23 protein-coding genes are annotated in these 20,841 nt (G+C 64.8%); all 23 read right to left on the minus strand.

The window, feature by feature from the left end; genetic code table 11:
• Window positions 1–278: 278 nt before the first annotated feature.
• A complete protein-coding gene (gene flhB / locus CAG31_RS02035; protein WP_085577797.1) occupies window positions 279–1,418 on the minus strand; it encodes a flagellar biosynthesis protein FlhB in 1,140 nt (379 codons plus the stop codon).
• A gap of 3 nt (window positions 1,419–1,421) precedes the next feature.
• Entirely contained in the window at window positions 1,422–2,207 is a 786-nt protein-coding gene (gene fliR / locus CAG31_RS02040; RefSeq protein WP_085577798.1) for a flagellar biosynthetic protein FliR, read from the minus strand.
• Window positions 2,208–2,210: 3 nt separating this feature from the next.
• Window positions 2,211–2,480, minus strand: coding sequence for a flagellar biosynthesis protein FliQ (gene fliQ / locus CAG31_RS02045; RefSeq protein WP_085577799.1), 270 nt, complete (start codon window positions 2,478–2,480; stop codon window positions 2,211–2,213).
• Entirely contained in the window at window positions 2,477–3,235 is a 759-nt protein-coding gene (fliP, locus tag CAG31_RS02050; protein WP_085577800.1) for a flagellar type III secretion system pore protein FliP, read from the minus strand. The genes fliQ and fliP overlap by 4 nt, the downstream gene beginning before the upstream one ends.
• Window positions 3,235–3,687: a flagellar biosynthetic protein FliO gene (gene fliO / locus CAG31_RS02055; protein WP_085577801.1), complete on the minus strand. Its 453-nt coding sequence runs from the start codon at window positions 3,685–3,687 to the stop codon at window positions 3,235–3,237. Before fliO ends, fliP begins: the two co-directional genes overlap by 1 nt.
• Complete coding sequence (gene fliN / locus CAG31_RS02060) at window positions 3,688–4,146, minus strand: flagellar motor switch protein FliN (protein WP_085577802.1); 459 nt, start codon at window positions 4,144–4,146, stop codon at window positions 3,688–3,690.
• Between the two features lie 58 nt (window positions 4,147–4,204).
• Complete coding sequence (fliM, locus tag CAG31_RS02065; protein ID WP_085577803.1) at window positions 4,205–5,173, minus strand: flagellar motor switch protein FliM; 969 nt, start codon at window positions 5,171–5,173, stop codon at window positions 4,205–4,207.
• Between the two features lie 9 nt (window positions 5,174–5,182).
• Entirely contained in the window at window positions 5,183–5,686 is a 504-nt protein-coding gene (gene fliL / locus CAG31_RS02070; protein WP_085577804.1) for a flagellar basal body-associated protein FliL, read from the minus strand.
• A 222-nt stretch (window positions 5,687–5,908) separates the two neighbouring features.
• Window positions 5,909–7,270 carry a flagellar hook-length control protein FliK gene (locus CAG31_RS02075; RefSeq protein ID WP_085577805.1) on the minus strand — a complete coding sequence of 454 codons (1,362 nt, stop codon included), beginning with the start codon at window positions 7,268–7,270 and terminating at the stop codon, window positions 5,909–5,911.
• 105 nt (window positions 7,271–7,375) lie between these two features.
• On the minus strand, window positions 7,376–7,723 hold the full coding sequence (locus tag CAG31_RS02080) for an Hpt domain-containing protein (RefSeq protein ID WP_085577806.1): 348 nt from the start codon (window positions 7,721–7,723) through the stop codon (window positions 7,376–7,378).
• A gap of 30 nt (window positions 7,724–7,753) precedes the next feature.
• Window positions 7,754–9,457: a fused response regulator/phosphatase gene (locus tag CAG31_RS02085; protein ID WP_085577807.1), complete on the minus strand. Its 1,704-nt coding sequence runs from the start codon at window positions 9,455–9,457 to the stop codon at window positions 7,754–7,756.
• 5 nt (window positions 9,458–9,462) lie between these two features.
• Window positions 9,463–9,768, minus strand: a complete 306-nt coding sequence (locus CAG31_RS02090) for an STAS domain-containing protein (RefSeq protein WP_085577808.1) — start codon at window positions 9,766–9,768, stop codon at window positions 9,463–9,465.
• A 101-nt stretch (window positions 9,769–9,869) separates the two neighbouring features.
• Complete coding sequence (gene fliJ / locus CAG31_RS02095) at window positions 9,870–10,319, minus strand: flagellar export protein FliJ (RefSeq protein ID WP_085577809.1); 450 nt, start codon at window positions 10,317–10,319, stop codon at window positions 9,870–9,872.
• 6 nt (window positions 10,320–10,325) lie between these two features.
• Window positions 10,326–11,684, minus strand: a complete 1,359-nt coding sequence (fliI, locus tag CAG31_RS02100) for a flagellar protein export ATPase FliI (protein ID WP_085577810.1) — start codon at window positions 11,682–11,684, stop codon at window positions 10,326–10,328.
• Window positions 11,674–12,477 carry a flagellar assembly protein FliH gene (fliH, locus tag CAG31_RS02105; RefSeq protein ID WP_085577811.1) on the minus strand — a complete coding sequence of 268 codons (804 nt, stop codon included), beginning with the start codon at window positions 12,475–12,477 and terminating at the stop codon, window positions 11,674–11,676. Before fliH ends, fliI begins: the two co-directional genes overlap by 11 nt.
• A 4-nt stretch (window positions 12,478–12,481) precedes the next feature.
• On the minus strand, window positions 12,482–13,501 hold the full coding sequence (gene fliG / locus CAG31_RS02110) for a flagellar motor switch protein FliG (protein WP_085577812.1): 1,020 nt from the start codon (window positions 13,499–13,501) through the stop codon (window positions 12,482–12,484).
• A complete protein-coding gene (fliF, locus tag CAG31_RS02115) occupies window positions 13,494–15,278 on the minus strand; it encodes a flagellar basal-body MS-ring/collar protein FliF (protein WP_085577813.1) in 1,785 nt (594 codons plus the stop codon). The genes fliG and fliF overlap by 8 nt, the downstream gene beginning before the upstream one ends.
• Before the next feature lie 15 nt (window positions 15,279–15,293).
• Window positions 15,294–15,623, minus strand: coding sequence for a flagellar hook-basal body complex protein FliE (gene fliE, locus CAG31_RS02120; RefSeq protein WP_085577814.1), 330 nt, complete (start codon window positions 15,621–15,623; stop codon window positions 15,294–15,296).
• 128 nt (window positions 15,624–15,751) lie between these two features.
• A complete protein-coding gene (locus tag CAG31_RS02125) occupies window positions 15,752–17,143 on the minus strand; it encodes a sigma-54 dependent transcriptional regulator (protein ID WP_085577888.1) in 1,392 nt (463 codons plus the stop codon).
• A gap of 5 nt (window positions 17,144–17,148) precedes the next feature.
• Window positions 17,149–18,342, minus strand: coding sequence for a PAS domain-containing sensor histidine kinase (locus CAG31_RS02130; RefSeq protein ID WP_170930048.1), 1,194 nt, complete (start codon window positions 18,340–18,342; stop codon window positions 17,149–17,151).
• A gap of 128 nt (window positions 18,343–18,470) precedes the next feature.
• On the minus strand, window positions 18,471–19,946 hold the full coding sequence (locus tag CAG31_RS02135) for a sigma-54 dependent transcriptional regulator (RefSeq protein ID WP_085577816.1): 1,476 nt from the start codon (window positions 19,944–19,946) through the stop codon (window positions 18,471–18,473).
• 172 nt (window positions 19,947–20,118) lie between these two features.
• A complete protein-coding gene (locus CAG31_RS02140; protein WP_085577889.1) occupies window positions 20,119–20,415 on the minus strand; it encodes a flagellar protein FliT in 297 nt (98 codons plus the stop codon).
• 10 nt (window positions 20,416–20,425) lie between these two features.
• Window positions 20,426–20,824 carry a flagellar export chaperone FliS gene (gene fliS, locus CAG31_RS02145; protein WP_085577817.1) on the minus strand — a complete coding sequence of 133 codons (399 nt, stop codon included), beginning with the start codon at window positions 20,822–20,824 and terminating at the stop codon, window positions 20,426–20,428.
• Window positions 20,825–20,841 lie beyond the last annotated feature (17 nt).

Raw genomic sequence — 20,841 nt, forward strand, 5'->3', positions numbered from 1 at the left:
TTTTCCCCGTTCCTTTCAAGCAAACTTTTGACGCCCGAAGCGGGCGCACGGCGGCTACTGCAAGAAGCCTTCCAACTTTTGCACGGGACTGAAACAGAAGGGTTTATCAGGTGATTTTCCGCATGCCCCGCGGCCTATGGCGATCCGCCTGACACCCGGAGGCCGAACACGCCACCGCCATCGCGAGCAGGCTCGCTCCCACAAGATCCTGCGGGGAACACCCATCGCGGGCGCCAGCCCGCTGGCGATGGCGCCCGTCAAGGCGCCGCAGAGCCGGCTCAGGAATCGCGCCGCAGGTCCGGCGGAATCGGCAGGTCGTCCTTGAGCGGCTCCGGCGGCTTGCCCTTGCCTGCGCGGTACTGGCGAATCTGGTAGACGTAGGCCAGCACCTGGGCGACCGCCAGGTACAACCCACCCGGGATTTCTTCTTCCAGTTCGGTGGAGTGGTAGATCGAACGCGCCAGGGCCGGCGATTCGAGCAGCATGATCTCGTTGGCCGTGGCGATCTCGCGGATCTTCAACGCCAGGAAGTCAGTCCCCTTGGCCAGCAGCACCGGCGCGCCGCCCTTGTCGGCGTCGTACTTGAGCGCCACGGCGTAGTGGGTCGGGTTGGTGATGACCACGTCGGCCTGGGGAATGGCCGCCATCATCCGCCGCTGGGACATCTCGCGCTGCACCTGGCGGATGCGCTGCTTGACCTCCGGCCGACCCTCCTGGTCCTTGTGCTCGTCGCGCACTTCCTGCTTGGTCATCTTGAGCTTCTTGATGCTCTCCCAGATCTGCACCGGCACGTCGACCGCCGCAATGACGATCAGCCCGCAGGCCATCCACAAGGTGCTCCAGCCCACCAGCAGCACGCTATGGATGATCGCCTTCTCGAGCGGCTCGTGAGCGATGCGCAACAGGTCGTCGACGTCGCCGGACAGCACCACCAACGCCACCGCCAGGGTGATCAGGAACTTGGCCAGCGCCTTGAGCAGCTCGACCACCGACTTGGCCGAGAACATGCGCTTGATCCCGGACAGCGGATTCATCCGGCTGAACTTGGGCGCCATGGAGCCGGCGGCGAACAGCCAGCCGCCGAGCGCGATCGGCCCCAGCAGCGCGGCGAGCAGCAAGGTGATCATGATCGGCTGGATCGCCAGCAGGGCCATCAGCCCCGAACTCATCAGGAACCGACCCATGGAACCCTGATCCATGATCACTTCCCGCGAGAGCGTGAAGTTCACCCGCATCAGTTCCATCAAGTCCTCGGCCAGCATGCCGCCGAAGATCAGCAGCGCGGCGGAGCCGGCGAGCATGATCGCCAGGGTGTTGAGCTCCTTGGAGCGCGCGATCTCACCCTTCTCACGGGAATCCTTCTTGCGTTTCTCCGTGGGGTCTTCTGTCTTGTCCTGACCGCTCTCGCTCTCAGCCATGGCTCAGCGTGCCCGTGCCAGTTCGCGCAGCAACTGCAAGGACTCGGCGGCCAGCGGTTGATACTGATTGAGAATGTCCGCAAGACCCACCCAGACGATGAACAGGCCGAGCACCAGGGTCAGCGGAAAGCCGATGGAGAAGATGTTCAGCTGCGGCGCCGCCCGGGTCATGATGCCGAACGCAATGTTGACCACCAACAGCGCCGTGACCGCCGGCAGCACCAGCAGCAGCGCCGCCCCGAGCACCCAGCCGAGCTTGCCGGCCAGCTCCCAGTAGTGGGCGGTCATCAGGCCGCCGCCGACCGGCAGCGTGGTGAAGCTTTCCGTCAGGACCTCGAACACCACCAGGTGGCCGCTCATCGCCAGGAACAGCAACGTCACCAGCATGGTGAAGAACTGCCCGATCACCGCCACCGACACGCCGTTGGTGGGATCGATCATCGAGGCGAAGCCCATGCCCATCTGAATGGCGACGATCTGCCCCGCCACCACGAACGCCTGAAAGAACAATTGCAGGGAGAAGCCCAGCACCGCACCGACCAGGATCTGCTCGGCGATCATCAGCAGACCGCCAAGGTCCAGCGGGCTGACCGCCGGCATGGGCGGCAGGTTGGGCGAGATCACCACGGTGATCGCCAACGCCAGGTAGAGACGGATGCGCCTGGGCACGAGGGTGGTGCCGAACACCGGCATCACCATCAGCATCGAACCGATGCGAAACAGCGGCAGCATGAACGTCGCCACCCAGGTGCTGATCTGGGTGTCCGTCAACTGAAGCAGCGACGACATGGCTCAGCCGATGACCAGCGGAATGTTTTTGTACAGCTGAGTGATGTATTCCATGAACGTCTGCACCAGCCAAGGCCCGGCGACGATCAGGGTGACCAGCATCACCAGCAGGCGCGGCAGGAAGCTGAGCGTCTGTTCGTTGATCTGCGTCGCCGCCTGGAACATCGACACCAGAAGCCCCACCAGCAGGCTCGGCACCACCAGGATCGCGACCATCATGGTGGTCAGCCACAGGGCCTCGCGAAAGATGTCGACCGCAACTTCAGGCGTCATGGCGATACACCTCCGAAACTGCTGGCCAGGGTGCCGATGATCAGCGCCCAGCCATCGACCAGCACGAACAGCATGATTTTGAACGGCAGGGAAATGATCAGCGGCGACAGCATCATCATGCCCATCGCCATCAGCACGCTCGCGACCACCAGGTCGATGATCAGGAACGGGATGAAGATCATGAAGCCGATCTGGAACGCGGTCTTGAGCTCGGACGTCACGAAGGCCGGCACCAGGATCGTCAGCGGCGCCTGCTCCGGCGTCGCGATGTCGGTGCGCTTGGACAGGCGCATGAACAGCTCAAGGTCCGTGGAGCGGGTCTGGGCCAGCATGAAGTCCTTGATCGGCACCTGGGCCTTTTCCACCGCCTGCTGGGCGGTCAACTTCTCCGCCAGGTAAGGCTGCAGCGCGTCGTTGTTCACCCGGTCGAACACCGGCGCCATGATGAACAGGGTCAGGAACAGCGCCATGCCGGTGAGGATCTGGTTCGACGGCGTCTGCTGCAGGCCCAGGGCCTGACGCAGGATCGAGAAGACGATGATGATCCGGGTGAAGCTGGTCATCAGGATGACGAACGCCGGAATGAAGCTCAGCGCCGTCATGATCAGCAGGATCTGCAGGCTGACCGAATACTCCTGTGCGCCCTCGGAGTTGGTGCCCAGCGTGATCGCCGGGATCGACAGCGGATCGGCGGCAAACGCCAGCGGCGCGGCCAGCATCAGGGCCAGGGTCAAGACGATGCGCAACGCACCCATTACTTCTTATCCTTCTGATCCTTGCCGAGCACCTTCAACAGATGCTGGGCAAACTCCGGAGTGGCCTTTTCGGCGGCGGCCGGCACGTCGACCGGCTCCTTGAGCACATGCAGCGCGGTGATGGTGCCGGGGCTCAGGCCAAGCAGGATCTGCTCGTTGCCGACCTGCACCAGCACCAGACGGTCGCGGGGGCCGAGCGCGCGGGAGCCGATCAGCTCGATCACCTGACCCTTGCCGGCGGGACCGGCCTGCTGCACCCGGCGCAGCAGCCAGGCGAGAAAGAAGATCAGGCCGAGCACCAGCAGCAGGCCGAGCACCAGTTGCGTCAGCTGGCCGGCGACGCCGCCGCTGACCGCAGGCGCGGCCGCCGTGGCGGCAGTCGCCGCCGGCTCGACCGCCAGCGCCGCGACCGGCAACGCCATTGCCAACAAGAAACCGAGCGCCTTGTTCACTCAGCGCAGCTTCTTGATGCGTTCGCTTGGGCTGATCACGTCGGTCAGGCGGATGCCGAACTTTTCGTTGACCACCACCACCTCGCCGTGGGCGATCAGGGTGCCGTTGACCAGCACGTCCAGCGGCTCGCCGGCCAGACGGTCCAGTTCGATCACCGAGCCTTGGTTGAGCTGCAGCAGGTTGCGGATGTTGATGTCGGTGCTGCCCACTTCCATCGAGATCGACACCGGGATGTCGAGGATCACGTCCAGGTTGGGGCCGTCCAGCGACACCGGCTCATTGTTCTTCGGGTGGCTGCCGAACTCTTCCATCGGCACACGGTTGGAGCTGGACACACCGGCGTCGGCCGCCAGCAGCGCGTCGATGTCGGCCTGGCCGCCCTCGCCGGTCTCTTCCAGGGCCGCAGCCCACTCGTCGGCCAGCGCCTGGTCGTCCTGGGTGTTCATATCGTCGTTCATCATTTGTCCTCGGCGGGCAAAAAAACCGGTAAAAACCAAAAGGGAGTGGAGGCGCGGCTCAGCGCCGCTCGATCGGCTCGATCACTTGCAACGCGAGGTTGCCCTTGTGCGAGCCCATCTTGACCTTGAAGGCCGGCACGCCGTTGGCGCGCATGATCATGTCTTCCGGCATCTCGACCGGGATCACGTCGCCCGGCTGCATGTGCAGGATGTCGCGCAGCTTCAACTGGCGGCGGGCGACGGTGGCGCCGATCGGCACCGCCACGTCGAGCACGTCCTGACGCAGGGCGTTGACCCAGCGCTCGTCCTGGTCGTCCAGGTCCGACTGGAAGCCGGCGTCGAGCATCTCGCGCACCGGTTCGATCATCGAGTACGGCATGGTCACGTGCAGGTCGCCGCCGCCGCCGTCCAGCTCGATGTGGAACGTGGACACCACGATGGCTTCGCTGGGACCTACGATGTTGGCCATGGCCGGGTTCACTTCCGAGTTGATGTACTCGAAGTTGACTTCCATGATCGCCTGCCAGGCTTCCTTCAGGTCGACGAAGGCCTGCTCCAGCACCATGCGCACCACGCGCAACTCGGTGGGGGTGAACTCACGCCCCTCGATCTTGGCGTGACGGCCGTCGCCGCCGAAGAAGTTGTCCACCAGCTTGAACACCAGCTTGGCGTCCAAGATGAACAGCGCGGTGCCGCGCAACGGTTTGATCTTGACCAGATTGAGGCTGGTCGGCACGTACAGCGAGTGTACGTACTCGCCGAACTTCATCACCTGCACGCCGCCCACGGCAACGTCCGCCGAACGGCGCAGCATGTTGAACATGCTGATGCGGGTGTAGCGGGCAAAACGCTCGTTGATCATCTCCAGGGTCGGCATGCGTCCGCGGACGATGCGATCCTGGCTGGTCAGGTCGTAGCTTTTGACGCTGCCAGGCTCGGCGGCGTTATCGGTCTGTACCAGACCGTCGTCGACGCCATGCAACAGCGCGTCGATCTCATCCTGGGACAGCAGATCCTGCACGGCCATGTCGTGTTCCTACTGCAATACGAAATTAGTGAAAAGCAACTGTTCGATCACCACTTTGCCCAGTTCCTTCTGCGCCACTTCCTGCACGCTGGCGGTGGCCTTCTGACGCAGCATTTCCTGACCGACCGGCGTCGCCAGGGTGGCGAAGTCCTGACCGGAGAAGAGCATCACCAGGTTGTTGCGGATCACCGGCATGTGCACCTTGAGCGCGTCCAGGTCCGCCTGGTTGCGCGCCAGCATGGTGATGCTCACCTGCATGTAGCGCTGACGGCCGTTCTGGTTGTAGTTGGCCACGAAGGCCGGCGCCATCGGCTCGAAGATCGCCGGCTGCTTGCCCGCCGGAGCCGCTTCGGCCGCCGGGGCAGGCTTGCTCTGCGCGCTGTGCATGAAGTACCAGGTCGCGCCCACGGAGGCACCGATCGCCAGCAGCAGCGCCACCACGATCAGGATGATCAGCTTGAGTTTGCCTTTGGTTGCGGGGTCTTTTACAGCTGCTGCTTCGCTCTTCGCCATGCCAATAATCCGTCATTAATCGGGTTTTCACAGTCGCACGGCAAGGCAAGAGCAAGTGTTATGCCAGAAGTGTCGGAGGGGAGAACGAGAGGGAATCGCGAGCCGATGCAAAACCCTGTGGGAGCTGGCTTGCCAGCGATGGCGATTTATCTGACACATTGGTTTTGAATGTGCCGCCGCTATCGCTGGCAAGCCAGCTCCCACAGGTCTCAGGGTGTTGCGTCAGGCGTAGTAGTCCACGGCGCTGGAGCCGATCACGTGAGTGGCCGTGGCCGCCGCTTCAGCGACGGTCGCCGGCGTCAACTCTTCTTCGGCCGAATCCAGACGCCCGCCGGCGGCGTTGGTACGACCGCCCTGCCCCTGCTGCGCCTGTTCCTGACCCTGCCAGCCACGGTTCTGGTCGGACACATTGACGTCGACCTGCCCCATCCCGTGCTGGGTGAACATCTCGCGCAGGCGGTGCATCTGACCGTCCAGCGCTTCGCGCACGCTCGGGTGAGCGCTCATGAACGTCACCTGGGTCTGCTGGTCCGGCACCATGTTCACCCGGATGTCGAGGCGGCCGAGCTCGGCCGGCTGCAGCTGGATGTCGGCCGCCTTGAGGTTGGCGCTCGACAGGTACATGACGCGGTTCACCACTTCCTCGGTCCAGCCGCTCTGGTGCATGGCGATCGGCTGGTTCACCGGCAAGGCGTTGGCGGTCTTCGGCGTGGCGGCCTGCGTCAGCGCCGCCAGACGGTTGGCGAAATCATCGACGCGGGTGTCGCTGCTGGCGGATTTCAGATCCTTGAGACCCTCGTCGAGCAGGCCGCTGAAGGCCTTCTCGCCGCCCTGGCTGGTGCTGTCCTTGTCCGCCTGCACATCGAGCATGTTGGCCATGCCGGCGGCGAAGTTCTGCGCGGCAGTCAATTCGCCGTCGGCCTGAGCCTGTGCCGGGGTCGGCGCAGCCTTGGGCTGGCTGGACGCGGAAATGTGGCCGCTCTGCTCCATCGCCAGGCGCACGGCCGGCAGGTTGTCGAGCGGATCGGCTTCCGGGTCGAAACCGCTGTCGGCGATCGGCGCCGGGGCCGGCGTCGGCAGCGCTGCCACCGCCGGGGTTTCGGCCTTGGCGGGTGCGGGCGTCTCCACTACGGGCGCAGGCTCGACCGGTACGGTCACGGGCGGCTGCACCGCCTCGACCAGGGCCGGATCCAGCGTCGGATCCACCGGCGGCGCATCCGCCACAGGCGTTTGAGGGGTTTGCGTCGAATCGTCGTCGCTGGCGCTGCGCTCGTCCGTCGCGCCGGAAGCCGGCTTGTCGGCGGGCAAGGGTTTGCCGCTATCGGCAACCGCAGGTTCGGGAGCGGCAGACTGATCCTTGCCGACGTCCTTTTTGCCGCCGCTGTCCGCGCCGCTGTCGCGCGCAGGTTTCACCGGCGCGGCGCTGGCGGCCGAAGCCTTTGCCGGCCCCTGGTCGGCAAACACTTGGGCGAAGCTGGAGGCCTTGTCCCCGGGCTCTGCGGCCAGGGCCGGCGCTTTGGCGGAGGCGGCTTGCGCCTTGGCCTGGGCGGCAGCCTGAAGAAGGATGTTGGGGGTTGCAGGCATGGTACGGTCTCCGCTGCACTGGGATCGTAGGTACAGTTGAGCGAGATGACTGCAAGTGCCGGGCCAGCTTTAGCCGCAGGGGCGAAAAAGCGCCGGACGGCAGGCTCAATGGGTCAGGGAACGCTGTCGTTCGGCTTCGTAGACGGGGCGCACATCGGCGAACTCGCTGTTGATGTCCGCCACCAGCTTGCTGATTTCGGCAGGGCTCTTGTTCTTGGCCTGCTGTTCGAGCTCACTGCAGAGCTCCGCGAGGCGGGTCGCGCCCATGTTGCTGCTGCTGCCCTTGAAGCTGTGGGCCACAACCGACAGCACTTCGGCGTCGACGGTCTTTTGCAGCTCCCGCAGCCGGTTCTCGGAATCCGCCAGGAAGATGTCCAGCAATTCCGGATAGCTGGCCTCCATGACTTCGGCCATCGAGTTCAGTACGTCGCGATCTACATGTTTGTCAGCCACTTGTTCACTCCTTGATCAAGAATGCGCGGATTATGCCAGAGCCTCCCAGGAAAACTCCACGCGGACACTGCGGCCGTCGTCCGACCAATGGGCGCTGCGCGTCAGCTGACGGACCAGGCTGACCCCACGCCCGGACAGGCGGATCCCGTCCGGGGGCCGGTCCATCACCCGCGCCACGTCGAACCCGTTGCCGCTGTCCTCGACCCGGATCACCAGGGTTCCGCCCGAGCCCTGCGGCACCACGTCGAAATGCACCCGCACATGGCCGTCCCGCAGGGCGTCGAGCCGGGCGTTGCGCAGCTCATAGTAACGCGCAAACCCGCTGGCATCGCGCTTGAGGCTGGAGTCGAGCCCCAGGACGCCGTGCTCCAGGGCATTGGAGTACAGCTCGGCCAGCACACTGTACAGCGCCCCGCTCTGCGCCCGCAGCCCGTGCACCTCCAGCAGCAGTTGCAGCAGGTAGGGCAACGGGTTGAAGCGTTTGAGTGTCGCGCCCCGGAACTCGAAGCTCGCCGACCAGTCGAGCGGACAGGACTGGCCGCTGTCGGAGTACACCGGCACCGGCGCATGCACCTGCGCCGCCTCCAGCAGGCTGATCTCGACCATGCTGACATCGTCCCGGGCCTCGCCACGGAATGCCTGGAGCGCTTGCTCGATGTCCTCGAAGAGCCGGTCCGGCTCACGGTTGGCCGCAAACACTTGCCGCAGCCGCTCGACGCCGAACAACTGATCATTGGCGTCGCAGGTGTCGATCACCCCGTCGGAGAGCAGGAACACCCGGTCCCCCACCGCCATCGGCAGCACCTCGGTGCAGTCGTCGAACGCTTGCGGGCTGAGCACGCCCAACGGCAGATGCCGTGCCGCCAGCGGCGTACGCTCCCCCGTGGCGATGCGGTGCAGGTAGCCGTCGGGCAGGCCGCCGTTCCAGTACTCCACCGAACGGCGCTGTGCGCTCAGGCACAGCAGGGTCGCGCAGCAGAACATATCCACCGGCAGGATGCGCTTGAGCTTGGCGTTCATTTCCCGCAGGGTCTCGGCCAGCCCGTAGCCCTTGGCGGTCATACCGTAGAACACCTCAGCCAGCGGCATGGCGCCGACCGCCGCCGGCAAGCCGTGACCGGTGAAATCCCCGAGCAGCACATGCATGTCGCCGGCCGGCGTGTACGCCGCCAGCAGCAAGTCGCCGTTGAACAGGGCGTAGGGAGATTGCAGGTAGCGGATGTTCGGCGCATTCAGGCAGCCGGAATGGGCGACCTTGTCGAACACCGCCTTGGCGACCCGTTGCTCGTTGATCAGGTAATCGTGATGCCGGGCGATCAGGTCGCGCTGCTCCAGCACCGTGGCCTGCAGCCGTCGCAGGCGATCCATCGCCTTGATTTTGGCGGAGAGGATCACCGGGTTGTAGGGTTTCGCCAGAAAATCGTCGCCACCGGCATCCAGACAGCGTGCCAGCGCCTCGCTTTCGGTGAGCGACGTGAGGAAGATGATCGGCACCAGGGTTTCCCCCGCCAGCGCCTTAATCCGGCGCGCCGCCTCGAAGCCGTCCATCACCGGCATCATCGCGTCCATCAGCACCAGTTGCGGATGATCGCGGCGGAACACCTCCAGCGCTTCCTCGCCGTTGCCGGCGGTCAGCACCTCATGCCCCTGGCGGCGGACGATGGTCGAGAGCAGCAGGCGGTCGGCGGCGCTGTCCTCGGCGATCAGGATGGTCAACGGCTCCTGCGGCTGCATGGCCGTCAAGCGATGTCGAACAACTTGTCGAAATTGGAAATGGCGAGGATCTTGCGCACGTCCGAATTGCTGTTGATCACCCGCACGTCGGAATGATCGCCGCCGGCGTGGTCGCGCAGCAACAGCAGCATGCCCAGGGCCGAGCTGTCGAGGTACGTGGCTTCTTTGAGATCCACCACAATGGAATCGGGTTTCTTATCGAGTCGCTCATAGGACTCGCGAAACTCCTGATGGCGACCGAAATCGAACCGACCCTTGATCGAGATCGTCAGCTTTTGCCCATCCGGAGAGAGATCTGTAACGACTGACATGCGCTGGCTTCCTTGTCATTGACGAACCTGTACAAGGTTTAGCACTTGCCGGGGGCGGCGGCAAGGCATGATGCCGCCGGCCGCTGTCAGCGATCGCCCCGTCAAAAGGCCTCGTGCCGCGGCAAACGCTGGGACAGTTCGTCCAGGAGCTTCTGCTCGCGCTTGTCTTCGGCCCGCTGCGCCTCGTCGCGGTAGCGCTGTACAAGCTTGCGCAGGCCTTCGACCCGCGCAAAGGCCTCTTGCCAGGTCTCGCGGGCCTTGTTCAGGTTGTTCTGATGCCAGTTCAGGCTCTGGCGCTGCTGGTCGACCGCGGTGTCGAGCTGGGCCAGGAAGCCCTGGAAGCCCAGCAGCCACTGCCCGGTCACGCCAGTGCTGCCCCGCACGATCCATTGCTCGGAATAGTCCAGGCGAAACGCCTGAAGGTCGGCGAGCTTGCTTTCGGCGACCTTGACCTGCCCCTGAAAGTAGCCCAGGCGCTGCACGGCGGTCTTCTCGGCCTTCTCGGCCATGTCCACCACCGGCGCCAGGCGCGCGGCTCGACTCAGGGCCATGACCGGTTACCCGCCGGCCGCCGGGGCGAACAGGGTTTCGAGGTAGGCTTCGCTTTCGCCCAGGCTGATGCTGTCGTTCAGGCCCTGACGCAAGTACCTGACCATTTGCGGCTGCAGCGAAATCGCAAGGTCGGTCTCGCGGTCGCCGCCGGCCACGTAGGCGCCGACGCTGATCAGGTCGCGGCTCTGCTGATAGCGCGACCACAGTTGCTTGAAGTACTGCGCACGGGTCATGTGCTCCGGCGACACCACCGCAGGCATCACCCGGCTGATCGAGGCTTCGATGTCGATGGCCGGGTAATGGCCTTCCTCGGCCAGGCGCCGGGACAGCACAATATGCCCGTCCAGCACGCCCCGCGCCGAGTCGGCGATCGGATCCTGCTGGTCGTCACCCTCGGACAGCACGGTGTAGAACGCCGTGATCGAACCGCCGCCCTTCTCCGCGTTGCCGGCGCGCTCCACCAGCTTCGGCAGCTTGGCGAACACCGACGGCGGATAGCCCTTGGTCGCCGGCGGCTCGCCGATGGCCAGGGCGATTTCCCGCTGGGCCTGGGCGAAACGGGTCAGCGAGTCCATCAGCAGCAGGACGTTCTTGCCCTTGTCGCGGAAATACTCGGCGATGCGCGTGCAATACATGGCGGCGCGCATGCGCATCAGCGGCGCATCGTCCGCCGGGGACGCCACCACCACCGAACGCTTGAGGCCTTCTTCGCCGAGGATGTGCTCGATGAATTCCTTCACCTCGCGGCCCCGCTCGCCGATCAGGCCGACGACGATGATGTCCGCTTCGGTGAAGCGGGTCATCATGCCCAGCAGCACCGACTTACCGACGCCGGTACCGGCGAACAGGCCCAGACGCTGGCCGCGGCCCACCGTCAGCATTCCGTTGATGCAACGGATGCCCACGTCCAGCGGCACGCTGATCGGGTCGCGGTTGAGCGGGTTGATCGTCGGGCCGTCCATCGGCACCCAGTCTTCGGCCTTCATGCCGCCCTTGCCGTCCAGCGCGCGGCCGGCGCCGTCCAGCACCCGGCCGAGCATGCTCATGCCCATCGGCAAGCGGCCGGCATCGGCCAGCGGCACCACCCGGGCGCCCGGCGCAATGCCGGCCACGCTGCCGACCGGCATCAGAAAGACCTTGTTGCCGGAAAAGCCCATGACTTCGGCTTCGACCTGGGACGGATGGTAGGTGTCGTCGTTGATCACCATGCAGCGGGTGCCCATGGCGGCCCGCAGCCCCTCGGCTTCGAGGGTGAGGCCGACCATGCGCAGCAGGCGCCCTTCGAGGATCGGCGCACCGGCAAGCTCGGTGGCCTCGGCGTAGGTGCTCAGGCGCTTGGCGAAACTGGTGCGTTCAAGGCGCATCGGGGGCGTCCGCGGACGGCTCGGCGGCGGGCGCCGGCTTGGCGTCTTCCGGCAGGTCCAGGCTCAAGTCCGGCGCGGCCGGATGCAGGGCCTGCTCGTGCAGTTGGTCGAACAGTTTGTCCATGACCTGGGCGATGCGGGTCTCGATGCTGGCGTCGATGCGACTGTGATCGGTCTCGACCCGGCAGCCGCCCGGCAGCAAGGTCTCGTCCTCGACGATGCGCCAGGTCTCTTCGTGGCGCTCGCGCAACGCTTTGACCTGGGCGAAATCTTGCGGATTGACGTACAGCCGCACATTGCCGACGCCCAGCGGCAGCAGCTTGAGGGCGTCGCGCATGACGCGTTCGATCTGCGTCGAGTCGATGGCCAGTTCGCGCTGGATCACCTGTTTGGCGATGTGCCGCACGAGGTCGACCAGCGACTTCTCGATCTGGGTGTCCTGCTCGGCGATCGGCTCGAACAGATGGCCCATCAGTTGCTCGAGGCTGGCGACTTTCGCCGCCAACGCCACCTCGGCCTCCTGACGCACCTTGAGGGTCGTGCTGTGGAAGCCTTCCTTCTCGCCGATGGCGAAGCCCTCGTTGTAGGCTTCCTGACGGATGCTTTCGAGCTCTTCCAGGGTCAGCGGCTGGACTTCCTCCAGCGGCACTTCCTCGATTTCCGGCGGTTCAGGCTCCGGCTCCGGCTCAGGTTCCGGCGGCGGCGGATCGAAGCTGGGCAGCGCCCAGGTATCGAAACCGCGGACATCCCGGGCGCGGATCAGATCCGTCACGTCGTCGTCATGCTTGTCCATGGGCTTAGATCATTTCCTCGCCGCCCTTGCCGCCGAGCACGATCTCTCCGGCTTCGGCCATACGGCGGGCGATGGTGAGGATTTCCTTCTGCGCGGTCTCCACGTCGCTGACGCGCACCGGGCCCTTGGCCTCGAGGTCGTCGCGCAGCAGTTCGGCGGCACGCTTGGACATGTTCTTGAAGATCTTTTCCTTGACGCTTTCGTCCGAACCCTTGAGGGCCAGCACCAGCACGTCGGAAGACACTTCGCGCAGCAGCGCCTGGATGCCGCGGTCGTCGACGTCGGCCAGGTTGTTGAACACGAACATGAGGTCTTCGATCTGCGTGGACAGGTCTTCGTCGACCTCGCGGATCGAGTCCATGAGCTGGCCTTCGATCGAGCTGTCGAGGAAGTTCATGATGTCCGCCGCACGCTTGATACCGCCCAGGGTGGTGCGCGAAGCGTTGGAGTTGCCGGAGAACTGCTTCTCCAGGATCTGGTTCAGTTCCTTCAGCGCCGCCGGCTGCACGGTGTTCAGCGACGAGACGCGCAGGATGATGTCCAGGCGCACCTTATGGTCGAAGTTGCCCAGCACCTCGCCGGCCTGGTCCGGATCCAGGTACGCCACCACGATCGCCTGGATCTGCGGGTGTTCGTAACGGATCACGTCGGCGACGGCGCGCGGCTCCATCCACTTGAGGCTGTCCAGGCCGCTGGTGTTGCCGCCCAGCAGGATGCGGTCGATCAGGCCGTTGGCCTTGTCCTCGCCCAGGGCCTGGGTGAGCATCTTGCGCACGTAGTCGTCGGAGCCCACGCCCAGGCTGGTCTGGTCGCCGACGATGTCGACGAACTCGCTCATCACCTGCTCGACCTGCTCACGGTGGACGTTGCCCATCTGGGCCATGGCCACACCGACCCGCTGAACCTCCTTGGGGCCCATGTGGCGCAGCACTTGTGCAGCATCGGTGGAGCCCAGGGACAGCAGCAGGATCGCGGCTTTATCGACCCGGGACAGTTTGGCGACGGCGGCTCGGTTATCACTCATCTGCGTTAATCCACTCTTTCACGACCTGGGCCACACGGCCCGGGTCTTCTGCCACCAGACTCTTGATTGCGTTCAACTGGGCGTCATAGCCTTCGCTCGGGCTCGGCAGCAGAATGCTCTGCGGACCGCCGAGGCTCACGCGGTCGTTGGCCAGCTCGCCGTCCAGACCGCCCATGCCGCCCAGCTCCACGTCGCCCAGGGCCGCCAGTTCTTTGCTCTTGCCGCCGCCGGTGATGTTGTTGAGCACCGGACGCAGCACGCCGAACACCAGCACCAGGATGAACAGCACGCCCAGCACTTGCTTGACGATGTCCCAGAACCACGGTTGCGAGTAGAACGGAATATCGGCGACCACTTCACCGCGGTCGGCGGAGAACGGCATGTTGATCACGCTGACGCTGTCGCCGCGGCTGGCGTCGAAGCCGACGGCGTCCTGCACCAGGCGGGTGAAACGCGCCAATTCGTCGGCGCTCCACGGCGCACGGGTGGTTTCGCCGTTGGCCGGATTGACCTTGACCTGATCATCCACCACCACCGACACCGACAGGCGGTTCAGGCGACCCTGCTGCTGCTTGGTGTGGCTGATGGAACGGTCGAGCTCGAAGTTCTTGGTGGATTGCTGACGCTTGTCCGCCGGGTACGGTGCGAGCATCGGCTGGCCGGTGGCCGGATCCATGATCTGCTGGCCGTTGGCGTCGACCAATGGCTGGCCCGGCTGCACCATGCCGGCGGCCGCTTGGGCGCCGCCGGTGGTCTGCGGCGCCGAGGCCGGCGACGGCGGCTGGTTGCTCAGGGCACCCGGCACGCCTTGCGGGCCGTTGCTGGCGGTGCGCTGTTCGTTGACCGACTGCTCGCTGCGCAGCGCCGGCTGATCCGGGTTGAACTGTTCGGCGGTGGACTCGACGGCGCTGAAGTCGATGTCGGCCGACACTTCGGCCTTGTAGCGGTCGTTGCCCAGCACCGGCTGCAGGATGTTGTGCACGCGCTGGGTGAGCATGCTTTCCATGCGGCGGCTGTAGTCGAACTGCTTGCCGGCCATGGTCATTTCGGAGTTTTCCGCCTGGTCCGACAGCAGGTTGCCCTTCTGGTCGACGACGGTGATCTGCGACTTGCTCAGCTCAGGAACGGAGGTCGCCACCAGATTGACGATGGCCACCACCTGGCCCGGCTCCAGGGAGCGGCCGGAATACAGCTCGACCAGCACCGAGGCGCTCGGCTTGCGGTCGTCGCGCACGAACACGGAGCTTTTCGGGATCGCCAGGTGAACACGTGCGCCCTTGACGTTGTTCAGGCTGGAGATGGTGCGTGCCAGCTCGCCTTCCAGGCCGCGACGGTAGCGGGTCGCTTCCATGAACTGGCTGGTGCCCAGACCCTGTTCCTTGTCCAGGATCTCGAAACCGATGTTGCCGTCGCTGGGAGTGACACCAGCGGCCGCGAGCTTGAGCCGCGCACGGGACAGGTCATCGGCCTTGACCAGCAAGGCGCCGGAGTTCGGCTCGACGGTGTAGGGAATGTCGGCGGAGGCCAGGGTGTCCATGACCTGCTTGGCGTCCATGCCGGCGAGGCTGCCGTACAGCGGCCGGTAGTCCGGCTGCTGCGACCACAGCACCACGGCGAAGCCGATCGCCACGCTCGCGGCCAGGCCGACCAACAGGCCCACCTGACGCAGCATGGTCATCTCGGAGAGGTTTTCCAGGAAGGACAGGCCGAACAGCGGCGGTTTGCCGTCTATCGGGGTGGCCTTGGCCGGAACGTTATCGGCGACTGCTTCTGCCATGACTCAATCTCGTCCTTAAACCGGCATCTGCATGATGTCTTGATAGGCCTGAACCAGCTTGTTGCGCACCTGGGTCAGAGCCTGGAACGACACGCTGGCCTTCTGCGAGGCAATCATCACGTCCGTCAGGTCGACGCCGCTCTTGCCGATCTCGAACGCATTGGCCAACTGGGTCGAGGCCTGCTGGGTGTCGCTCACTTTATTGATGGCCTGACCGAGCATGTCGGAAAAGCTGCTGCCCGCCATTTCAGGGACGGCGGCAGTCGATTTCGGCGCAGACATGGCGTCCATTTGCATGGCGCGCATATCCAGCATCAACCGATTAAATTCAATACCTTGGCTCATGGTCTACTCTCTTGGGCGGCCCGCAATTTTTTGACGCTCACTCGGCGGGTACACAGGTATTAGCAACAAGGGTGCCAGCTCACGGGCACCCTCTTCAGAAACCTTGCTTCAGACAAACGCAGCGCCGCTCACGTGGCGAACAGATACCCTTCGACATCCATACCCGCGTCACGCATCTGCGCCAGTTTGTAGCGCAGGGTGCGGGGGCTGATGCCGAGCTTTTCCGCCGCCTCCTTGCGCCGGCCGCGCTCGGCCCGCAGGGTGTCGATGATCATCTGGAATTCGTGGCGGCGCAGGTCGTCGCCCAGGGCGCCGGCCGAATCCGCCTCGATCTCGACGTCGCGCACCACAGGAGTCGCCACGGCAGCCGCCGGCGACGGGGCGAACGTCACGGGACCGGCCAGGCAGAAATCCTGCGGCTGGATCAGGCCGCCCTGCTGCAGGATCAACGCACGCTGGATCGCGTTGTCCAGTTCCCGCACATTGCCCGGCCACGGATAGGCGACCAGGCACGCCCGAGCCTCAGCCGAGAACTTCGCCGTGGCGTGTTTCATTTTATTGACGTGCTTGGCCAGCAGACGCTCGGCCAGCGGCAGGATATCGGCGGTGCGCTCGCGCAGCGGACGCCAGGCCAGCGGAAAAACCGACAGGCGGTAATAGAGGTCTTCGCGGAAACGCCCGGCAGCCACCTCCCCCGCCAGGTCGCGGTTGGTGGTCGCCACCACCCGGATGTCGAGGCTGATCGGCTTGCGCGCCCCGACCCGCTCCACTTCCCGCTCCTGCAGGACCCGCAGCAGCTTGGCCTGCAAGCCCATGGGCATCTCGGAAATCTCATCCAGCAGAATGGTGCCACCGTCCGCCTGCTCGAACTTGCCGGCCTGGGCCGCGATGGCGCCGGTGAACGAGCCTTTCTCGTGGCCGAACAGCGTGGCCTCCAGCATGTTGTCGGGAATCGCCGCGCAGTTGATCGCAATGAACGGCTGGCTGGCGCGGTGCGACTGCTGGTGAATGTAACGCGCCAGCACTTCCTTGCCGGTGCCGGACTCGCCGGAGATCAACACCGTGGAATCGCTGCGCGCCACCCGCGCCGCCAGGTCGAGCAATTGCGCGCTGGCCGGCTCGACCGCCACCGGGCCTTCGTCGTCCGCAGCCTCCAGCGCACCCGACGCATGCCGCGCCACCAGCGCCAGCAAGGCACCGGGCTCGAACGGCTTGACCAGGTAGTCCGCCGCGCCTTGGCGCATGGCGTCCACGGCCCGCTCGACCGCGCCGTGCGCCGTCATCAGCAGCACCGGCAGTTGCGGCTGACGGACGCGCAACAGACTCAGCAACTGGTGGCCATCCATGCCCGGCATGTTGACGTCGCTGACCACCAGACTGAACGGCTCGCGCTCAACGGCTTTCAGCGCTTCTTCGGCCGAACCCACCGCATGATGGTCGTGACCGGCAAGCAGCAGCGTGTCGGCCAGCGCTTCGCGCAACGAGCGGTCATCCTCGACCAGCAAAACCTTGATGCCCATGTCCTTCACTCAGCTCCTTGTCCTGCGGAAAACAACGGCAGGATCACCTGCGCGCACGTGCCGCGCCCGATGCGCGAGCGCAGCCGCAATTCTCCCTGATGCGCCCGGGCGACCGCCTTGACCACCGTCAGCCCCAACCCCGTGCCGGTGACCTTGGTGGTGAAGAACGGCTCGCCCAAGCGCTCCAGCACCGCCGGCTCGATGCCGCTGCCGCTGTCGCTGACGCACAGGCGCAATGTGTTGTCACGGGTGTAGCCGTGCACTTTCAGGCGCACGTCGCCGCCGCTGGCCTGAACCGCGTTTTCGATGAGATTGAGGATGGCCCCGACCAGGGTGTCGCGGTTGCACAGCAATTCGCCGGCATGGCTGTCGCACTGCCAGCGGATCGGCAAGTCCTGCACATGGGTCAGCGCCGCCGCCTGCAACGACTGCATCAAGGCATGGGGCGTGACCCGGTCGGTCAGCGGCAGCTCGCCGCGGGCGAACACCAGCATGTCGCGCACCTGGTGCTCCAGCTCATGCAGGCGCTCCTTGAGGCGCCCGGCGAAGCGCTGCTGGGTGGCGACCGGCAGTTCCTGTTCGGTCAGATGACTGGCGTAAAGCAAGGCGGCGGACAGCGGCGTGCGGATCTGATGGGCCAGCGACGCCACCATGCGCCCCAGGGAGGACAAGCGCTCGTGGCGCGCCAGCTGATCCTGCAGGTGACGGGTTTCAGTCAGGTCGTTGAGCAGCACCAACTGCCCCGGCTCGGCATCCAGCGAGCGGGTGGCGATCGACAGGCGCCGACCGTTCTTCAGGGAGATTTCGTGGCCGTCGTCTTCACGCGGCGCAAAGCAACGGGCAATGACATGGCGCCACAGCTCGCCTTCCAGCGGCAGCCCCAGCAGCTCGGTGGCCGCCGGGTTGGCTTCGCAGACAATGCCGTGGCCGTCGATGACGATCACGCCGCCGGGCAACAGGTCGAGGAGGTTCTGCAGACGGTTGGCCAGACGCTCCTTCTCCGCCAGCTCCTGCATGCGCTGGGCGCTGACCACCGCCAGCTCGCCCTTGAGCTCGGTGACCCGGGCTTCGAGCATGCTGTAGGAATCGGTCAGTTGGCTCGACATCTGATTGAACAGCGCAAACGCCTGCTCAAGCCCCTGCCGGCTCGCCTGCTCTACGGACGACGGTTGCCCCGAAGCGTTGGGGGCAGAAGACATCTGGGCGGCTTGGGGCATTGTGCTCTCTCGCATGGCTGACCGTCAGTTAAACGGAACGTTGCGAGGGCTGTAGCAATACCCGTGCCTAAAAAAAACCGCCTACAAATGAAGCACTTGAAAAACAGGCGTCAATCATCCGCCTGTTCGTCTCCGTCACGCCGGCTCATGCCGTACTTGCGCATCTTCTCCACCAGGGTGGTGCGACGGATGCGCAGACGCTCGGCGGCACGGGCGACGATGCCGTTGGCGTCATCCAGCGCCTGCTGGATCAGGCCCTGCTCCAGGCCACCGAGGTAGTCCTTCAGGTCCAGGCCTTCCGGCGGCAGCATGGCGTTGGCGGTGAAGTCCGGCGTGTGGCCGTTGATCGCGACGCGCTCTTCCAGGTCGCTGCGCAGGCTGTCGACCATCTGCTCGTCTTCGTCGTCGACGTAGCGGAATTTCTTCGGCAGCTCGGCCACGCCGATCACCCCGTACGGGTGCATGATCGCCATGCGCTCGACCAGGTTGGCCAGTTCGCGGACGTTGCCCGGCCAGCCGTGACGGCACAGCGACATGATCGCCGCCGAGTTGAAGCGGATCGAACCGCGCTTCTCGTGCTCCATGCGCGAGATCAGCTCGTTCATCAGCAGCGGGATGTCCTCGACGCGCTCGCGCAGCGGCGCCATCTCGATCGGGAACACGTTCAGGCGATAGTAGAGGTCTTCGCGGAAGGTGCCGATCTCGATCATGCTTTCAAGGTTCTTGTGGGTCGCGGCGATGATGCGCACGTCGATGCTTTGGGTCTTGTTGCTGCCCACGCGCTCGAAGGTGCGCTCCTGCAGCACGCGCAGCAGCTTGACCTGCATCGGCAGCGGCATGTCGCCGATCTCGTCGAGGAACAGCGTACCGCCGTTGGCCAGCTCGAAGCGGCCGGCACGGCTGGTGATCGCGCCGGTGAAGGCGCCCTTCTCGTGGCCGAACAGTTCGCTTTCCAGCAGCTCGGCCGGAATCGCGCCGCAGTTGACCGGCACGAACGGCGCGTCGCGGCGCTTGGAATGGTAATGCAGGTTGCGCGCGACCACTTCCTTGCCGGTGCCGGACTCGCCGAGGATCAGCACGCTGGCGTCGGTGTCGGCCACCTGCTGCATCATCTGGCGCACATGCTGGATCGCCCGGCTGGTGCCGACGAGGCTGCGGAACAGGTTGGGTTCGCGGTGACGGCCGCGCTCGCGGGCCTGGTCGTACATCTCGCGGTAGACCTGGGCACGGTGCAGGGAGTCGAGCAGCTTGCTGTAGCTGGGCGGCATTTCAAGGGTGGACAGCACGCGGCGGCGCTGGTCTTCCGGAAGGTCCACGGAAGAATTTTCGCCCATCAGCAAAACCGGAAGGAACTCATCCCAGGTTGAGAGTGTCTTTAACAAGCCCATCAGCGCACCCGGAGCATTGACCGTCCCGATCAGCACGCAAATGACCTCACGGCTCGACGACAAAGAGCCGACAGCCTGCTGCCAGTCATGGCTGCCGCAGGGCAAATTTTCTTCGCCGAGAAAATTCAAGATCACCGCCAAATCGCGGCGGCGGACGCTATCGTCATCGATCAGCAGAATTTTGGTTTCACGCCACATGCAATAGCAACTTCCCTAGTCAACTCAATGCCCGAAACGAGGGGCAAGCGAGACGCTTGCAGGACACCTTGTGCCCGTAGACGTCCGAAATCTGAAAACAGCCACTAGTTAAGTCAAAAAACCGTGCACAGTCAAATTTATGGCGCACACATCTGGATTAACTGAGGGTTAATTAACCAAACAGATGGTAAACCTTTGCCGCGTTCTTGGCTTGGTTGATCTGCGTCATCTCGTCGACTATAGCCTGACGCTCCCCCATCGCCACCTCCAGCAGATCCTTGTACACGTGCAGCAGTTGCTCAAGGTTGCTGCGCAACTCTTCCTCGTCCAGCGACGCTTCGCTCAAGACATCTTCCATGCAGGACCGGCAATCGAGGTCCAATTGCCCGATGGCCTCCCAGTTGCGCTCGGCCAGCGCGCTGACGAGCGCCATGCGGGTATCTTCGATTCGCTGCAACACAGGGCTCATGATGGCCTCCTCAGGGCTGCGCACCGGGCGCAGGCGCAATGGCGTCCCAGCCTTCCTTGACGGTGGTCAGCAGGCCTGCCACTTCGTCCAGGATGCGCGGATCGCTGCTGATGTTCGCCTCGGCCAGACGCTTCATCATGTAGATGTAAAGACCGTCCAGGTCGGCCAGCGCCTCGGCGCTGTTCTCAAGGTCCAGGCCTTCGCGCAGGCCGCTGACGATGCCGATCGCCTTGCTGATCGCCGTGCACTTGGCCGGGATGTCCTTGCGCTCGATGGCGCCCTTGGCCTGGGCGATGCGCGACAGGCCGCCTTCCATCAGCATCTGCACCAGACGGTGCGGGCTGGCTTCGGACGTCTGGGCGTGGGAGCCGACCTTCTGGTACTGCCGAAGGGCTAACATCGGATTCATGTTCTACCTCATTTGCC

The organism is Pseudomonas sp. R25(2017), assembly GCF_002112565.1.
GTDB lineage: Bacteria > Pseudomonadota > Gammaproteobacteria > Pseudomonadales > Pseudomonadaceae > Aquipseudomonas > Aquipseudomonas ekonensis.

Coding starts and splice junctions, on each gene's coding strand:
- fliQ (WP_085577799.1), bottom strand. CDS start 2,480: ATGACGCCTGAAGTTGCGGTCGACATCTTTCGCGAGGCCCTGTGGCTG.
- fliF (WP_085577813.1), bottom strand. CDS start 15,278: ATGGCAGAAGCAGTCGCCGATAACGTTCCGGCCAAGGCCACCCCGATA.
- CAG31_RS02125 (WP_085577888.1), bottom strand. CDS start 17,143: ATGGGCATCAAGGTTTTGCTGGTCGAGGATGACCGCTCGTTGCGCGAA.
- fliN (WP_085577802.1), bottom strand. CDS start 4,146: ATGAACGACGATATGAACACCCAGGACGACCAGGCGCTGGCCGACGAG.
- fliP (WP_085577800.1), bottom strand. CDS start 3,235: ATGGGTGCGTTGCGCATCGTCTTGACCCTGGCCCTGATGCTGGCCGCG.
- fliR (WP_085577798.1), bottom strand. CDS start 2,207: ATGTCGTCGCTGCTTCAGTTGACGGACACCCAGATCAGCACCTGGGTG.
- fliS (WP_085577817.1), bottom strand. CDS start 20,824: ATGAATCCGATGTTAGCCCTTCGGCAGTACCAGAAGGTCGGCTCCCAC.
- flhB (WP_085577797.1), bottom strand. CDS start 1,418: ATGGCTGAGAGCGAGAGCGGTCAGGACAAGACAGAAGACCCCACGGAG.
- fliI (WP_085577810.1), bottom strand. CDS start 11,684: ATGCGCCTTGAACGCACCAGTTTCGCCAAGCGCCTGAGCACCTACGCC.
- fliJ (WP_085577809.1), bottom strand. CDS start 10,319: ATGGCCCTGAGTCGAGCCGCGCGCCTGGCGCCGGTGGTGGACATGGCC.
- CAG31_RS02090 (WP_085577808.1), bottom strand. CDS start 9,768: ATGTCAGTCGTTACAGATCTCTCTCCGGATGGGCAAAAGCTGACGATC.
- CAG31_RS02085 (WP_085577807.1), bottom strand. CDS start 9,457: ATGCAGCCGCAGGAGCCGTTGACCATCCTGATCGCCGAGGACAGCGCC.
- CAG31_RS02130 (WP_170930048.1), bottom strand. CDS start 18,342: ATGTCTTCTGCCCCCAACGCTTCGGGGCAACCGTCGTCCGTAGAGCAG.
- CAG31_RS02140 (WP_085577889.1), bottom strand. CDS start 20,415: ATGAGCCCTGTGTTGCAGCGAATCGAAGATACCCGCATGGCGCTCGTC.
- fliM (WP_085577803.1), bottom strand. CDS start 5,173: ATGGCCGTGCAGGATCTGCTGTCCCAGGATGAGATCGACGCGCTGTTG.
- fliL (WP_085577804.1), bottom strand. CDS start 5,686: ATGGCGAAGAGCGAAGCAGCAGCTGTAAAAGACCCCGCAACCAAAGGC.
- CAG31_RS02075 (WP_085577805.1), bottom strand. CDS start 7,270: ATGCCTGCAACCCCCAACATCCTTCTTCAGGCTGCCGCCCAGGCCAAG.
- CAG31_RS02135 (WP_085577816.1), bottom strand. CDS start 19,946: ATGTGGCGTGAAACCAAAATTCTGCTGATCGATGACGATAGCGTCCGC.
- fliH (WP_085577811.1), bottom strand. CDS start 12,477: ATGGACAAGCATGACGACGACGTGACGGATCTGATCCGCGCCCGGGAT.
- fliE (WP_085577814.1), bottom strand. CDS start 15,623: ATGAGCCAAGGTATTGAATTTAATCGGTTGATGCTGGATATGCGCGCC.
- fliG (WP_085577812.1), bottom strand. CDS start 13,501: ATGAGTGATAACCGAGCCGCCGTCGCCAAACTGTCCCGGGTCGATAAA.